The sequence below is a fragment of the Pseudoalteromonas sp. Angola-7 genome (assembly GCF_028599255.1).
GTDB lineage: Bacteria > Pseudomonadota > Gammaproteobacteria > Enterobacterales > Alteromonadaceae > Pseudoalteromonas > Pseudoalteromonas atlantica.
In genome coordinates, this window is record NZ_JAQREL010000013.1 from 1 (window position 1) to 14,951 (window position 14,951).

The 14,951-nt window shown below is 42.0% G+C and carries 14 protein-coding genes, 3 tRNA genes and 1 pseudogene; 11 read left to right on the forward strand and 7 right to left on the reverse strand.

Going from position 1 to position 14,951, the window contains the following annotated elements; all coding sequences use genetic code 11:
* Positions 1-194: 194 nt before the first annotated feature.
* A pseudogene (locus PSH50_RS15675) lies at positions 195-290 on the reverse strand (sugar O-acetyltransferase); the annotation flags it as partial.
* 137 nt (positions 291-427) lie between these two features.
* Here PSH50_RS15675 and PSH50_RS15680 point away from each other — a divergent pair.
* A complete protein-coding gene (locus tag PSH50_RS15680) occupies positions 428-1,084 on the forward strand; it encodes an NAD(P)H-dependent oxidoreductase (RefSeq protein WP_024031966.1) in 657 nt (218 codons plus the stop codon).
* 49 nt (positions 1,085-1,133) lie between these two features.
* On the opposite strand, the gene PSH50_RS15685 is transcribed toward PSH50_RS15680, so the two are convergent.
* The 3 genes from PSH50_RS15685 to uvrD are packed head-to-tail and all read right to left on the reverse strand — an operon-like array spanning position 1,134 to position 6,244.
* A complete protein-coding gene (locus PSH50_RS15685; RefSeq protein ID WP_273587815.1) occupies positions 1,134-1,982 on the reverse strand; it encodes a chemotaxis protein in 849 nt (282 codons plus the stop codon).
* 58 nt (positions 1,983-2,040) lie between these two features.
* On the reverse strand, positions 2,041-4,101 hold the full coding sequence (locus PSH50_RS15690; RefSeq protein ID WP_273587814.1) for a GNAT family N-acetyltransferase: 2,061 nt from the start codon (positions 4,099-4,101) through the stop codon (positions 2,041-2,043).
* Complete coding sequence (uvrD, locus tag PSH50_RS15695) at positions 4,079-6,244, reverse strand: DNA helicase II (protein WP_273587813.1); 2,166 nt, start codon at positions 6,242-6,244, stop codon at positions 4,079-4,081. Before uvrD ends, PSH50_RS15690 begins: the two co-directional genes overlap by 23 nt.
* 311 nt (positions 6,245-6,555) lie before the next feature.
* On the opposite strand from uvrD, the gene PSH50_RS15700 reads away from it, so the two are divergent.
* Positions 6,556-6,780 (forward strand): hypothetical protein, encoded by a 225-nt coding sequence (locus PSH50_RS15700; RefSeq protein ID WP_024031970.1) that lies wholly within the window; start codon positions 6,556-6,558, stop codon positions 6,778-6,780.
* 111 nt (positions 6,781-6,891) lie between these two features.
* Entirely contained in the window at positions 6,892-7,260 is a 369-nt protein-coding gene (locus PSH50_RS15705; RefSeq protein WP_054983969.1) for a YacL family protein, read from the forward strand.
* Between the two features lie 128 nt (positions 7,261-7,388).
* Here PSH50_RS15705 and PSH50_RS15710 read toward each other — a convergent pair whose 3' ends face one another.
* Positions 7,389-8,075, reverse strand: a complete 687-nt coding sequence (locus PSH50_RS15710) for a peroxiredoxin-like family protein (RefSeq protein WP_273609822.1) — start codon at positions 8,073-8,075, stop codon at positions 7,389-7,391.
* A 63-nt stretch (positions 8,076-8,138) separates the two neighbouring features.
* On the opposite strand from PSH50_RS15710, the gene PSH50_RS15715 reads away from it, so the two are divergent.
* Complete coding sequence (locus PSH50_RS15715; RefSeq protein ID WP_004588667.1) at positions 8,139-8,762, forward strand: dUTP diphosphatase; 624 nt, start codon at positions 8,139-8,141, stop codon at positions 8,760-8,762.
* 8 nt (positions 8,763-8,770) lie between these two features.
* Here the strand turns inward: PSH50_RS15715 and yrfG are convergent, their stop codons facing one another.
* Entirely contained in the window at positions 8,771-9,418 is a 648-nt protein-coding gene (gene yrfG, locus PSH50_RS15720; RefSeq protein WP_004588668.1) for a GMP/IMP nucleotidase, read from the reverse strand.
* Positions 9,419-9,480: 62 nt separating this feature from the next.
* On the opposite strand from yrfG, the gene nudE reads away from it, so the two are divergent.
* From nudE to PSH50_RS15755, 7 genes are all read left to right on the forward strand, one after another.
* On the forward strand, positions 9,481-10,053 hold the full coding sequence (gene nudE, locus PSH50_RS15725; RefSeq protein ID WP_029772216.1) for an ADP compounds hydrolase NudE: 573 nt from the start codon (positions 9,481-9,483) through the stop codon (positions 10,051-10,053).
* A complete protein-coding gene (gene cysQ / locus PSH50_RS15730) occupies positions 10,046-10,837 on the forward strand; it encodes a 3'(2'),5'-bisphosphate nucleotidase CysQ (RefSeq protein WP_273587812.1) in 792 nt (263 codons plus the stop codon). Before nudE ends, cysQ begins: the two co-directional genes overlap by 8 nt.
* A gap of 148 nt (positions 10,838-10,985) precedes the next feature.
* Positions 10,986-11,062 (forward strand) — tRNA-Met (locus tag PSH50_RS15735).
* A 79-nt stretch (positions 11,063-11,141) separates the two neighbouring features.
* Positions 11,142-11,218, forward strand: a tRNA-Met gene (locus PSH50_RS15740).
* Between the two features lie 182 nt (positions 11,219-11,400).
* Positions 11,401-11,477 (forward strand) — tRNA-Met (locus PSH50_RS15745).
* Positions 11,478-11,826: 349 nt separating this feature from the next.
* Complete coding sequence (locus tag PSH50_RS15750) at positions 11,827-12,441, forward strand: trimeric intracellular cation channel family protein (RefSeq protein ID WP_055255143.1); 615 nt, start codon at positions 11,827-11,829, stop codon at positions 12,439-12,441.
* 33 nt (positions 12,442-12,474) lie between these two features.
* Entirely contained in the window at positions 12,475-13,983 is a 1,509-nt protein-coding gene (locus PSH50_RS15755) for a YifB family Mg chelatase-like AAA ATPase (RefSeq protein ID WP_004588672.1), read from the forward strand.
* A 105-nt stretch (positions 13,984-14,088) separates the two neighbouring features.
* On the opposite strand, the gene PSH50_RS15760 is transcribed toward PSH50_RS15755, so the two are convergent.
* A complete protein-coding gene (locus tag PSH50_RS15760) occupies positions 14,089-14,793 on the reverse strand; it encodes a response regulator transcription factor (RefSeq protein ID WP_004588673.1) in 705 nt (234 codons plus the stop codon).
* Between the last annotated feature and the right edge of the window lie 158 nt (positions 14,794-14,951).

Sequence of the window (14,951 nt, forward strand, 5' to 3'; positions counted from 1 at the left end):
TGTGGGCACTACGACATCGCTAGGCTCCAAATACAAGAAAGCCCGACTCGAAAGAGCTGGGCTTTTTTACGTCTGCAGAAAAGTAAAAATACATTCCAGATATTATTCTCACAATCTCCACCACCTCTGTAGCGTGGGTTGAGTATCACGAAACCCGCGGATAAGGCTCGCTGCACATCTTTGTACGGTAAATATAGTGTTCTTATCTCACGAGTTGGATTACCAGCAACAACAGTATCCGCCTCTACATTTTTAGTTACTACAGATCCCGCACCAATAACACTGTTATCCCAAAAGGTATGGGCTTGATCTATTATCAAATTTTTTTAGAAAGTCTTTTAAGTATTTTGCTAATTATCAATTGATAGCAAACCCTATAAACTTGCCCCATCTTGTATTTACATACCTTACCAAAGGGGAGAAGAGCATGTCTCATCAAATTATTAAAGACTTACATAACCGTTACACGGCTAAAAAATACGATACGAGCAAACGTATTTCATCGGCGGATCTTGACGTAATTAAAGAAGCTATTCGCTTGTCTGCTTCTTCAATCAACTCTCAACCTTGGAAGTTTGTATTGGTAGAAAGTGATGAAGCTAAGCAGCGTTTGCACGATACATTTGCTAACAAGCACCAGTTTAATCAATTACACGCTAAAGAAGCGTCGCATACGCTGTTATTAGCTTACGATCCTAAGTTTACTAAAGAGAAGTTTGTTAAACGTGTGGATGTTGAAGTGAGCTCTGGTCACTTACCAGCGCAACTGCGTGAAAGCTTTATGGGTGCCTACGCTTTTGCTGAAATGAATACGGATGAAAATGGCTACAATGGCAGCTGGACTAAAGCACAAGTTTACCTAGCACTGGGTAACATTATGCATACACTGGCACGTTTAAATATTGCATCTACGCCTATGGAAGGTGTTGACCCAGAGTTAATCGGTGAGAAGTTTAGCGAAGAGCTTGATGGTCATATTTGTGAAGTGGCACTTGCAATGGGTTACCCAGTTGAAGAAGAAGATTGGAACTTTGGCAAACCTAAAGCGCGTTTACCAGTTGAAGATATTATAGCTACTGTATAACGTGTTGCTATAAGTTAATTAGCCGAGAGCCTTCTCGGCTTTTTTATTTTTAGAATAAACCATACGCTTGTGTTTCTTCGTCTTCCTGTTGTGCTAAATGATCAGGTCTAAATATTGCGCTAGGGTCTATTAAAACACTGTGTTTATCGGCTAACTTTATTAGCCCTCGCATCATGCCTTTGGTTTGCGGGTCTATATCAAAGCCTACTTCGGTTAATTTATCGAGTGGCTTAATGTCTTCTTTTTTATAATCTATATTGTCCTCTACTTTATCTACTAGTAATCCGATATGCGGGTTGAGCCCATCTTTAGTAGTAAAAACAATAATAGGTTTATAATCGAGTGTTATTTGCTCTTTTGCCGCATCAAACAGTCGTTGTAATTGCATAAAGCTGTTGCGCTTTATACTCGCTAAATATTTACTGGCTTGTTTATAGTCTTGCTCGTTATGAGTACTAACTGTGCGATCTGTAGCTGTTACTAGCGCTTGAAAAGGCTCATCAAGTTTTTCTATGATAGTTTTTAGGTCACTGTTGTCAGTTTTAAACTCTTTATAAAATACGGCGATGTTGTGCAGCTGAGTTTTATCGTTTGTTATTACGTGGCTCTGTTGCGCGATGCTTTTTTCAAATTGGCTAAACCAATCATTAAGCGAGGCTTGCCAGGTTCTTAGCTCATTAAGTGCTTTTTTATTACCTTGCTCTGTAGAGCTGCCATTTAAAATAACACCTAGGTCGAACACCGGCGTGGGTGTTTCCATGTAGTCTTTTACACCAATAAAGCTCTTATTGTTATTTGGCAATGTAGTGAGGTTATTATCAAACCGCTCGGTGAGTAAAATATCGAGAATTTTAAGTGAAATGGTTTTACAGCCCACTTGAAAGTTTATGAATTCCATACCTTTATCTTTAATTGCCTTGTAATGCTTTAAGGATAGAACAAAATAGATAAATAGCTTAAAGGTTGTGTGGTTTTTTAATTAGTGACTTAACTGCGAGTTTAAATTGTTGCTCTAAGGCTTTTTTTCCACTTAAGCAATGTTGCTTGATTAGCTGCTCATTACTGTGGTTTTGTAATACCATTTGTATCAGCAAGTGGCGATCTTCACTTTTAGTTGCCATTAGGCTGGATGGGGAGTGGTTAAATAAATACCATAGTTTTGGCGCGGTATTAAAGCGATTTATTGTACTAATTGCAGTGTTTATAGGTGGGCTGGGCACGCTAGATTCATCGATAAATTTACTTATTAGCTCACTGACTAACTCACTGTCGAGTTGGCTAAAGTGCGTTAATAAACCATAAAACAAATCACTTTTAAATTGCTGAGCTAAGGTATGTAAGCCCTGCGTGGAAGTGTCTAATGCTTTAATAACGAGGGCTGAGTGCTCACCCGTGCTTTTATCTCGCTGATAACCTAGCTTTACAGCACAAAACTGCTGAGATTGCCAAAAACGTAAAAGCCCTGCTGTAGCCCCAAAACTTGCACCTATATAACTACAGGTGGGGGTTAGCTGATGTTGGCAATGCGCTAGCAATGCTTTACCTACGCCTTGTTGGTGCAGGTTAGGTGCAACAGCTATACGAATAACGCGTGCGCTTTGTTTTGTTAAATAGCTTGGCTGTGCGCTTAATTGCGCGAGCGATTGCGCCATTAAATGCCCTTGTGGGCGGCGCTCACCACTGATTACTTGCTTAGCTAGCTCTGCATCCATACCGCCTTCAACTGCTATTAAACATACACCCACAACATGCATGTCGCATCTACTAATAAACAGCCTTTGCGCTGGGGCATCAAGTAATTGGCGTAAATCGTTAACACTGCTCTGGTAATGGGCAAGTGCTAGCAACGCAACTATTTGCTGCAGTAAAGGCTCATTGTCAACGAGTTGCTGTTGAGTGACTTCAACGTGCTCAATGCTATTTAAAGCGGGTGGGTATTCGTTATATTGTGCATCTAAAGCAAAGAGTGTGCGTACATGTTGCTCAAGAGGGTCGCCCTTGGCAAAGCGTAAAGGCTCTTCTAAGTTTACAATTTTTGCCGCTTTGTAATTTGCTTTAATATGTTGCGTAAAGCGAATGGTATAGCCTCGGCCATTACCCTCGTAGCCTACCAAGGTGCTTGCAAAGACTATACGCGGGTAGTGCTTTAACATGGTTAACAGTAGTGGGACAGGTATTGCGGCGGCTTCATCGACCAGTAATAAATCACATTGCGGCAACTGATTAAGCAGTGCATCGGACGCCATGTATTGTAAATTAGCTAAATGTTTTTGCTGAGCCTTGTATTCCACCTGTAAGGTTTTAGCTAAATGCTTAAAACAGCTATGGGTGGCTCTAAATTGTGTTGCGCATACAATGATTTTTTTATCATGTAATGCTGCGGCTGCAAGACCTAGCGCGGCTGATTTTCCTCGCCCTCTGTCGGCATTAATAATTAAAGGCCTGTTCGCACGTCCTGTGGCCACCTTAATTATTTGCTCAACGCAGTGTTGCTGCGCCTGATACTCAATTTTATTTGTTACATTGCTTTTGAGCGGCGGCTGTTTAAAAACAGTGTGTTCATCAAAGTGTATGGCGGGTAGGGTTTGTAAAAGGCGAGAAAAACGTAAATTAAAATAGCTTTGTTGATTACTACACCCATAAGACTGCACGCTTTGCAGCGCAGGGTCTTGCCATGAGGCTAGACGTTGTAAATCAGGTAGTAATAAAAATAAAAGCCCGCCGGCTTTTACGGTGCCGGCTAATGCAGCGAGTTTATCGGGGTAAATGCCACTAAAGCCATCATAAACGGCGTGAGGAAACTCTTGCCCAAGTAGTTGATGAGTATGCTCAGGCCAACTTGCATTGGCAAGGCTGCTTGAAAGTAGCTTTACATCATCCGAACGGGTTAACGCGCTTAATAGTTCATAGCACCAAGTAGGCTGGCCTGTAATAAGCACTAACTGACGATGCTTAGCGCCAGTTAGTTGCTGCGTTAATTGCTCAACACAGTGCTTATACAGCTTGAAGTCGTGCATATGCGGTTACTAACCATTTGCTACCAAGGTCATCAAAGTTTACTTGCACACGCGATTGCGCGCCGCTGCCTTCGTAATTAAGCACAGTGCCAATACCAAATTTAGCGTGCAGTACACGTTGGCCTAAGTTAAAACCACTTTCTTCAAATACAGCATGGCTTACTGATGCGCTAAAACGTCCTGCAGCAGGCGGTCGTGATACCTGTGTTTTAATACGAATTTCTTCTACGCAATCTTCGGGTATTTCGCGTAAAAACCGCGACGGGCTATGGTACTTTTCTTGGCCGTATAAACGACGGCTTTCGGCATGGCTTATGTAAAGTTTGTCCATGGCACGGGTCATACCCACGTAACAAAGGCGGCGTTCTTCCTCCAAGCGCCCTGACTCTTCATTACTTTGCTGCGATGGGAACATGCCTTCTTCAACGCCTACCATAAACACAAGTGGAAACTCTAAGCCCTTAGCAGAGTGAAGAGTCATCATTTGCACAGCGTCTTCGTGTTCATCGGCTTGGCCTTCACCAGACTCAAGCGATGTATAAGCTAAAAAGCCTTGTAGTGGTGAGCTAAACTCTTCTTCTTCGGGGAGTTCATACTGATCGCAGGCACTGATAAGCTCTTCTAAGTTTTCTACGCGAGCTCGGCCTTTTTCACCTTTTTCAGCTTGGTACATAGCCATAAGGCCAGAGGTTTGAATAGCGTATTTGGCTTGCTCTTGCAGTGTAAGGTCACTAATTTTGTCTTCTATGTGCTCAACCAGCTCTACAAATTTAGATACTGCACCTGCCGCGCGGCCAGATAAATGCTGTTGTTCAACAATAGCTTTAGCTGCGTACCAAAGAGGCAGAGACTCAGCACGTGCACAATCACGTATATGACTTAATGTTTTATCGCCAATACCACGCGCAGGGGTGTTAATTACACGCTCAAATGCGGCGTCATCTTGGCGGTTTCCTACTAATCGTAAGTACGATAGCGCATCTTTAATTTCTTGGCGCTCGAAGAATCGCATACCACCGTAAATACGGTACTTTAAGCCTTCTTGCAGCATGGCTTCTTCGAGTACACGAGATTGCGCGTTACTACGGTATAAAATAGCGGCGTCTTGCAACGCATTACCAGCATTTAACCAGCTGCGTAGCTTGCTGCTTACAAAGCGGGCTTCGTCTAGCTCGTTAAAGGCGGCATAAATTGATATAGGCTCGCCTTCGTTACCATCGGTCCAAAGGCTTTTACCCATGCGCTCTGAATTGTTTTTAATTAGCGCATTAGATGCTTTTAGAATGGTCGCGGTTGAGCGGTAGTTTTGCTCAAGACGAATAGTTTCGGCGTCAAAATCAGTTAAAAAGCGTTTAATGTTTTCTATTTTAGCGCCGCGCCAGCCGTAAATACTCTGGTCATCGTCGCCTACAATCATAATGCTTTGTGTATCACCAGCAAGTAGCTTTAACCATGCGTATTGAATGGTATTGGTATCTTGGAACTCGTCTACCAGCATGTGGGCAAAGCGCTGCTGGTAATGGCGTAGTAGCGTAGGGTTATTTTTAAGAACCTCGTAGCTACGTAGCAGTATTTCTGCAAAATCGACTAAACCTGCACGGTCACACGCCTCTTGATAGGCGGCATATACACGCAGCATCATTTGCTCGTTTATATCGTAGGCTTGAATATCTTTAGGGCGCAGGGCTTCATCTTTTTTAGCGCTGATGTACCAGCCAAATTGTTTGGCGGGCCATTTTTTGTCATCAATATTCATTGATTTTAATAAGCGCTTGATCATTCTAAGTTGATCGTCAGAGTCTAAAATTTGAAAGGCTTCTGGCAGGTTTGCTTCACGGTGATGAGCGCGCAAAATACGGTGTGATAAACCATGGAATGTACCAATCCACATGCCACCGACAGGGGCTTTAAGGGTTTCTTCAACACGGGTGCGCATTTCTTTAGCGGCTTTATTAGTAAAGGTAACCGCAAAAATACTATAAGGCGATGCTTGCTCAACCTGCATTAACCACGCGATACGATGAACTAAAACACGTGTTTTACCCGAACCAGCACCTGCTAATACCAGCATGTTTTGTAGTGGGGCTGCAACGGCATCGCGTTGTTTGTCATTTAAGCCATCGAGTAATTCAGAAACGTCCATCGTTACGCCTTTTCAATCAATAATGAGGGCAGTATAACAGGTGTTTTTGTTAGGCTAAATAAAATACTGTTTTTATGAACAGCTATTCTAAAAATACTTGTAAAACTAATCCCTTAGTCGCTTTTGTGTACTCTTAAGTAACGATAATTAATAATAAAAATAATCAAATTGACCTATATTTAGTAAAAAATACTAAAGCAGTTATTTAGTAGTAATTTAACTATTTGATTTTTAAGCTTTAATAAATTGGCATAAAGTGTGATAGTAAGTAAATAACTAAAACTTAAAATTAATTAACTACAGAGGTGAGTATGTCAGGACAAGGTTCAGGTGGTAATGTAATTGCAGCACTATGTAATATATTTTTCCCCGGTTTAGGTCAATTAGTACAAGGGCGTATTTTAGCTGCTTTACTATTTGCTATTTTCTTTTTTGGCGGTGCCGCACTGTGGTTTTTAGTTGTGCCAGGGATTATTGCCGCGATAGTATACGTTTGGGCAATAATTGACGCCGCGAGATACCGCTCCAGAGATTAGTGATCATAAAATAAGTAATAGCGCCCATTGGCGCTATTTTGCGTTTTAGGGTCGGTGTTTAAGGCTATTTATGGGTATAATTAGTGCATTAGCGTTCTAAAAGTAAAAATTATGGAATATCAATTTATACGTGACCCTATTAGTGGGCTGCGCATTAAAATAAGCAGCGAGCATGCCCTAATTGGCCGCTGGTTAAACGAAGAAATTGGCAAAGAAAAAGTCGCGATGGTACAAGCACTTATTAGCTCGGTAAAAACAAGTTACGAGCCAATAACGTTAAAAGGCCAAGAGATAGACTTAATACTCTCTAAAGACGAAGCCTTATTTGAAGCCCATGCTCTACACCAAGACAGCGAAGATTTAGTCGCCTATCAAGATGATGACTTAATGCTTGAAGAAAATGGCCTAGTGAGTGGTTGTGGCTTTGAAGATTTTATAGATTTAATAGAGTCGTGGGCTGAGTTTAGTGGCTCGCGTTAAACGTTTAAAAGGCCAACCTAGTTGGCCTTTTTTGTAATATCAATGGTGTTAAGTTATTAGGCATTTATAGCGCTCTATTTAGCACCCTAGAATGATTAAATATTTAAGTCGATTGGTATAACTACAGATTATTGATTTTCTATTGATTTAACGCCAGCTAATAATAGCTCCTCTGTTAAACGTACTTTGTAATTAGGGTTTGCGTACTGAAAATAAACAACGCCGCTTTTATCAATTACAAATACAGCCGGTACAGGTAAGGCGACGTTTACCTTGCCTTGGGCATCAACAAAGTTAACACCGCGCTTATTGCGATAGATAGCAGCTGTTTTATCATCTAAAAAATAAGCTAAACCTAAGGCTTTTGCTAGGGTTAAGCTATCATCTGAAAGCAGTAAATAATTTGGCGAACTTATTTTACTTTGGGCTAGTTTTTCTGGACTATCTGGTGATACTGCAATAATTTGCGCATTTAAATTAGCGAGTTGCTGCTCAATTTTTTGTATATTAGCCAGTTGCTTTGAGCAATAAGGACACCAACCTCCGCGGTAAATAATAAGCACCGTTGTTTTTTCAGCAAAGCGCTTTTGTAACTCTACATTATTACCATGTTGATCTTTGAGCGTTATATTAGGCACGCTTAAGCCCGGTAATAATGGTGATACTTGCTCGGGGGCTGCAGCAATTCCTTCTGTACTTGCTTGCGCATTCGTTACTAAAAAAGCAGCCATTACAATAGTCGCCAAGGTGTGCAGTAACACTTTACTCATCATTATTTCCTGCCCTGTTTTTATGTGCTGTTTATAATAGATCAAAAATGCACTTTTTATTATTTGCCTGTATCATAAGCGTAATTTAAAAGCTCAAGTGGAAACGATATGTCAGCCAACTTAAATAAGCTAGTAGTAATGCTAGAAATGCAAAATGCCATGAACACTAAAGTTCATGATCAATGGTTTAGCCAAGGCTTTGAGTGGTACAGAGCCATTTGGGTAGAGTGTGCAGAAATGCTAGATCATTACGGTTGGAAGTGGTGGAAAAAACAAACCCCAGACACCGAGCAAGTCATTCTAGAATTGGTTGATATATTTCATTTTGGTTTGTCGTTAAGAATTGACGGAACAACCTCTTACGAAGAGTTAGCTAAGCAGCTAGAACAAGAACTTAGCGCACCACAGGCCGCAGATGACTTTAAACAAACTCTTGAAATATTAGCAGCTTCAGCAGTTGCAAATAAAACCTTTAACGCGGCCGCGTTTGCAGGGTGTATGGCGCAAATAGGGATGGATATTGACGATTTATACCGCGGTTACGTAGGTAAAAACACGTTAAACTTTTTTCGCCAAGATCATGGCTACAAAGATGGCAGCTACATCAAAGTATGGAATGGCCAAGAGGATAACGAGCATTTAGTCGAAGTCGTTAAAAGCCTTGATACCGAACATGCCGACTTTGCAAAGTTAGTATATCAAGGCCTAGTGGCGCGTTACCCGCAACAATAATCTAGCTGCTAGATTATGTTTCTGTAGTCGGTTACGTTTAAGTAATCGGCTATTACATTATGTGGTTGCTGGCTATCTGGGTTAGCCACCGCAAGTAAATGTTCAATGCCGTATTCTCGAGCAGCATTTAAAACTGGCACACTGTCATCAACAAACAAAGTGCGCTGCTTATTAAACCCTAAGTCTTTTTGTACTTGATGCCATAAACTTTGCTGCTCTTTACTCACTCCGTATTGATGAGTAGACACCACGCCATCTAAATAATTATCTATCGCGGTATGTTCAAATTTAAGCATGACGTTTTCAGGGTGGGCGTTAGTTAAAAGAATTAGCTCTTTACCTGCTTTTTTTAACTCTGTTAAAAAGTGGGGCACATCTTCGCGTACTTTTATTAAGTGCTGGGTTTGGCGTTTTAATTCCATTATTGGTAAATTGAGTTGCTCTTGCCAATAATCTAAGCAATACCACTGTATTTGACCACTTACCGCTTGATAGCGTTTGTGCATATCGGCTTTTGCTTCATCAAGGGTAATATTGCGAGTGAGCGCAAGTTGCTCTGGTACAACGTTAAGCCAAAAGTGACTATCGAAATGTAAATCGAGTAATGTTCCGTCCATATCGAGTAAAACGGTATCGATTTTTGACCAATTTAGCATGGGCTTTTCCTTGTGAAAAGTTTATGATTAAGCACAACTGCCATGATAGCAAAATAACGCCAATGACACAGAAAAAGCACCCAACTCCGCCTCAAATTATTAGTAACAATGTAGTTGCTAAAAGCCGTTTATTTACTGTTGAATCGTTAGAGCTTAAGTTTTCTAATGACGAAGAGCGCCAGTATGAGCGCATACGTGGCGGTGGCCGCGGGGCTGTAATGATTGTACCAATAACTGCCGATAACGAAATGCTACTGGTACGTGAGTATTGCGCGGGCACAAACGACTACCAATTAGGCTTTCCTAAAGGCTTGATAGACCCAGGCGAAACACCACAGCAAGCTGCAAACAGAGAGCTTAAAGAAGAAGTGGGTTTTGGTGCTGAATTTTTTGAGCCGCTCAAAGTAGTATCAATGGCGCCAAGTTACTTTAACGCGACCATGCATATTTTATTTGCTAAGCAACTATATCCGCAAACGTTAGAAGGTGATGAGCCCGAACCTTTAGTGGTTGTTAAGTGGCCATTAACAGATTGGCAGTCATTATTAGAGCAAGACGATTTTACCGAAGCTCGCAGTGTTGCCGCTTTGCTATTATTAAATAAGTATTTAGCGTCTGGAGCTGCAAATGAATAAATTACTAGAGCCTTGTATTGAACTTGCACAAAATGCAGGCGATGCCATTATGGCTATTTATAAAAAAGACGATATTGGCCAGCAAGAAAAATCAGACTCTACGCCTGTTACAAAAGCAGACTTAGCGTCTAACGATGTGCTTGTTGCTGGTTTAAAAGCGCTTGCGCCCGACATTCCTATCATGTCGGAAGAAACGCCTATTCCGGCACTTGCCCAAAGAAAGAACTGGCAGCGCTATTGGTTATTAGATCCGATGGATGGCACTGGGGAGTTTATTTTAGAAAGTGGTGACTTTGCCGTTAACATTGCACTTATTGAAAATAATCACCCCGTTTTAGGTGTGATTCATTGGCCAGCAAAAGGGATCACTTACTTTGCTACTGCTAATCAGGGGGCATTTAAACGAGAAAATGGTAGTGACACAAAAATGTCGGTAGCAACACCCGATAACCTAACGTTGGCAGTAAGCCGTAGACAAAAAATTGAAGCGGTCAGTCAGTATTTAAATACGCAGTTTGCCACTATTGCAGTAGGCTCGTGCTCGCTAAAAGCATGTATAGTTGCCGAGGGTAAAGCCGACTGCTTTTTACGAATTGGCCCTACAGGCGAGTGGGATACCGGCGCGTCACAAGTTATTGTAGAAGAAGCGGGCGGGTGTATAACCGATGCAGAATTTAATCCGCTTACTTATAACCAGCGTGAGAGCACTGAAAATCCTGACTTTATTGTAATGGGACACCCAGATTGGGAGTTTCAAAAAATGATAAGCCCACACCAGAGATAGCTATTTATAGTGCTTGTTGATTGCTTTTTGTTCGGTTGAACACAATTAACTAGTTAAAGCCTTGCAATATAAGTTTATTCCTATATTATAGCGCTCTCTTCGAAACAGGCTCGTTATTAACACGAAACTATTTCAAAGAAATTACAGGCGCGGGATGGAGCAGCCTGGTAGCTCGTCGGGCTCATAACCCGAAGGTCGTCGGTTCAAATCCGGCTCCCGCAACCAATTTTTTTAAAAGCTTGGTTACTGTAAACTCTAACTTAAGAGATTAAATTAAGTAGTCGATAGACTTAAAATATACAGGCGCGGGATGGAGCAGCCTGGTAGCTCGTCGGGCTCATAACCCGAAGGTCGTCGGTTCAAATCCGGCTCCCGCAACCAATTTCCTTTAGGGGTTTGAGGTTACTGTAAAATGTTAGTTAAAGAAAAGCTTGTCGGTCTCAGCTCTTCATTAGCCAGCAAAGGTAGTCGTTTTAAATTCGGCTCCCGCAACCAATTTCCTTTAGGGAGTTGGCAGCCACGTTGTAATGTAAGCAACGCTAAATAAGTATACATATTTCAGGCGCGGGATGGAGCAGCCTGGTAGCTCGTCGGGCTCATAACCCGAAGGTCGTCGGTTCAAATCCGGCTCCCGCAACCACTGAAATACATAAAATGAAACGACACGCTTAAAGCGTGTTTTTTTATGCCTAAAATTAAGTGAAATGAATAGCTCGTCGGGCTCAGCTCTGCATAAGCCAGCAAAGGTCGTCGGTTCACCTTTCATAAGCTCTGGCTCCCGCAACCACTGAAATACATAAAATGAAACGACACGCTTAAGGCGTGTTTTTTTATGCCTAAAATTTATATTTCTTTCCCTATAAAACACTCTTAGATTTATACCCCAAGTAATATCTATAAATATTATAAACTTCTCTAAAAATACGTTATTACTTAAAACTTTGTATAGTTTGTGTTAAAACGGCACAAATAATTTTGGGTTGTTCCTCATGACTGAACTTTATCACTGGTTTGATTTAATCGGCATTGCTGTGTTTGCTGTTACAGGTACTTTGGTCGCACACGAAAAGAAAATGGATGGTTTTGGGGTTGTAGTATTAGCAGCGGTAACAGCGATTGGGGGCGGTACGGTTCGCGATCTCATATTAGATGTTCCGGTATTTTGGCTACACGATCAAAGTTTTTTTTATGCTATTTTAGCCGCGGTATTTATTACCACGCGGCTTATTAACAAGCAAAAGTCGATTCCGCACTACACATTACAAATTGCCGATGCATTTGGTTTAGCATTTTTTGCGGTAATGGGCACCCAAAAAGCCTTACTAGCCGGCATGCCAAATATGACCGCAATTATTATGGGTGTAATTACCGGTTGCTTCGGGGGCATGCTCCGTGATGTGCTTGCTCGCGAAATTCCTATGCTGCTAAAAGGTGAGTTATACGCTATTACCTGTATTGCTGGCGGTGTAGTTTATACGCTGGGAATTCATTTTGCGTTCGCGACCGAACTTGCCATGGTAATGGCAATGCTAACTACCTTATTGCTTCGTATTGCGGCTATTAAATGGCAAATCACAGTACACGTTTTTAAATATTCTGACTAAACTACTTAATTAAACCATTAATTAGGATAAGGAATGTCGCTAGCTCGCATTTACTCTCGTGCCCAAGTGGGTATAAACGCCCCCGAGGTTATTGTAGAAGTACACCTAGGTAATGGTTTACCGGCATTTAATATTGTTGGGCTGCCAGAGGCCTCAGTTAAAGAATCAAAAGACAGGGTGCGTAGCGCCCTAGAAAACTCTCAATTTGGTTTCCCTGATCAACGTATTACCGTAAATTTAGCTCCTGCCGATTTACCTAAAGATGGCGGGCGTTTTGACTTAGCCATTGCCGTAGGTATTTTAGTGGCCTCGGGGCAGGTAGTGTGTCCAGATATACATAAATATGAATTTTACGGTGAGCTTGCCCTTAATGGTGAAGTGCGGGGAGTTAATGCCATTTTGCCTTCTGTACTTGCTGCAAAAGAGCAAAACCGTTGCTGCTTTTTACCTTTTACCAACGATAGCCTCGCAAGTTTGGTGAACGGCGTTAAGCGTAAAGCGGTTAACTCGTTACAAGAAGTATGGGGGGATTTATTAAATCAGCAGCCACTACCTTTAAATATTGAATACCCAGATTGCGCCCAGTCTCCCGACTTTTTACTCGATTTAAGTGATGTTAAAGGCCAACCCGGTGCTAAGCGAGTGCTAGAAATAGCCGCCGCTGGAGGCCATAACCTACTTTTTTTAGGTCCACCTGGTACGGGTAAATCTATGCTAGCGCAGCGTATGGCGACGATAATGCCAACCATGTCAGACGATGAAGCAATATCAACGGCTGCACTGTATTCTATTATTGGCCAATCAATTGATTTAAATAATTGGCGCCAGCGGCCTTTTCGAAACCCACACCACACATGCTCGGCAGTCGCTTTAGTTGGTGGCTCTTCAAACCCTAAACCGGGTGAAATTTCACTTGCGCATAACGGGGTGTTATTTTTGGACGAGCTTCCGGAATTTGAACGTAAGGTACTTGATTCGCTGCGTGAACCCATGGAAACCGGCTCGGTGGTTATTTCGCGGGCAGCAAGGCAAATGGAGTTTCCGGCGCAGTTTCAGCTTATAGCCGCACTAAACCCAAGCCCTACCGGGTGTCATAATGATAAGCGAGCAACACCTGACCAAGTGATGCGCTATTTATCGCGCGTATCAGGCCCGTTTATCGATCGTATCGATTTACAAATAGAGCTACCGCGACTAACAAGTGTTGAACTACAAAGTACCGAGCCTGAAGAAACCAGCGCCCAAGTAAGAGCCCGAGTAGAAGCGGCCTACAGTGCACAGCTAAAGCGCCAAGGTAAGGTTAATGCACGATTAAATAATAAAGAAATGAATATACATTGCACTTTAGCTCCGGCTGAGTTGCAGTTTTTAGCACGCGCTAGCGAAAAGCTGTCGTTATCGCCGCGCTCTTACCATAGGGTTATTAAAGTGGCGCGTACTATTAGTGACTTAAAAGGTGCAGAGCATATTAGTTTAGAAGAGCTAAAAGAGGCGCTAAATTATCGCGCTTTTGAGCGGTTACTAGCGCAGTTAACTAAATAAACTAAACGCTGCTGGAAATAATACCGAACCGCAACAATGCTTAATTATTTTAAGGTGCCAAGCTCGGAGCCTGCTGCGTTTTTCTGTGTTTAAAATTTTAATGCGCTAAATTGAGAGCATGTAACCTTTGCCGCGCACGGTTACAATGCGTTTTTGGTCTTTTTCATCGTATAGTTTTTTACGCAAACGGCCAATTAAAACATCCACGGTACGGTCATTTGGGCTCCAATCTGGTTGGCCTATTTCTTCTGATATTTTTTCTCGCGAGGTTGCTTTACCTGCGTTGCTAATTAAACAAATTAGCACTTTGTGCTCGGCTTCGGTTAAGCGCGATTCAATACCTGATGAGGTAATTAATGTGCGGTTATCGGGGTGGAGCTTAAAGTCGGCGTATTCTATAAACTCTTCGCTTTCATCATCGTCTTGATTAATTGCAATACGTTTATAAAGTGCGCGCATGCGCAGCTCAAGTTCTAATAAATCAACAGGCTTACAAATATAGTCATCAGCACCTTGTGCAAGCCCGGCAATACGATCGGCTTGAGAGTCGCGGCTAGATAAAACAATCACGCCAATATCGGTCAAAGTGTTGAGCTCTTTGGCAAGCTGCAACCCATCACGCTTGGGTAATACAATATCAATAATGGCAAGAGAAATAGCACTGCGCAGGTTTACGCGTTGCCTAACTATGTTTAGGGCATCGGCACCTGTGGGGTCTATTTCTATCGAAAATTCGGTGTCTGTAAAGTGATTTTGGATGCGCTTAACGAGTAGCTCGTCGTCTTCAACCAATAAAACGTTAATTGCCATAGGACTTATTTTTGTATATTTATAGCTCTGTATGGTAGCACCAATCGTTAAATGCTGAGAAGGGGGCGGTGTAACTTTTCGGTAACTTTATGTTTCAGATATAAAAGGCGGCTTACCTAAGGTTGCTGTTTATGTGAGTAAGCTCAGCACATTTAGCT

Excerpts from the sequence above, each read along its gene's own strand:
- yrfG (WP_004588668.1), bottom strand. The coding sequence starts at position 9,418 with ATGCTAAATTGGTCAAAAATCGATACCGTTTTACTCGATATGGACGGA.
- PSH50_RS15685 (WP_273587815.1), bottom strand. The coding sequence starts at position 1,982 with ATGGAATTCATAAACTTTCAAGTGGGCTGTAAAACCATTTCACTTAAA.
- cysQ (WP_273587812.1), top strand. The coding sequence starts at position 10,046 with ATGAATAAATTACTAGAGCCTTGTATTGAACTTGCACAAAATGCAGGC.
- PSH50_RS15760 (WP_004588673.1), bottom strand. The coding sequence starts at position 14,793 with ATGGCAATTAACGTTTTATTGGTTGAAGACGACGAGCTACTCGTTAAG.
- nudE (WP_029772216.1), top strand. The coding sequence starts at position 9,481 with ATGACACAGAAAAAGCACCCAACTCCGCCTCAAATTATTAGTAACAAT.
- PSH50_RS15690 (WP_273587814.1), bottom strand. The coding sequence starts at position 4,101 with ATGCACGACTTCAAGCTGTATAAGCACTGTGTTGAGCAATTAACGCAG.
- PSH50_RS15755 (WP_004588672.1), top strand. The coding sequence starts at position 12,475 with ATGTCGCTAGCTCGCATTTACTCTCGTGCCCAAGTGGGTATAAACGCC.
- PSH50_RS15680 (WP_024031966.1), top strand. The coding sequence starts at position 428 with ATGTCTCATCAAATTATTAAAGACTTACATAACCGTTACACGGCTAAA.
- PSH50_RS15750 (WP_055255143.1), top strand. The coding sequence starts at position 11,827 with ATGACTGAACTTTATCACTGGTTTGATTTAATCGGCATTGCTGTGTTT.
- PSH50_RS15715 (WP_004588667.1), top strand. The coding sequence starts at position 8,139 with ATGTCAGCCAACTTAAATAAGCTAGTAGTAATGCTAGAAATGCAAAAT.
- PSH50_RS15700 (WP_024031970.1), top strand. The coding sequence starts at position 6,556 with ATGTCAGGACAAGGTTCAGGTGGTAATGTAATTGCAGCACTATGTAAT.
- PSH50_RS15705 (WP_054983969.1), top strand. The coding sequence starts at position 6,892 with ATGGAATATCAATTTATACGTGACCCTATTAGTGGGCTGCGCATTAAA.
- uvrD (WP_273587813.1), bottom strand. The coding sequence starts at position 6,244 with ATGGACGTTTCTGAATTACTCGATGGCTTAAATGACAAACAACGCGAT.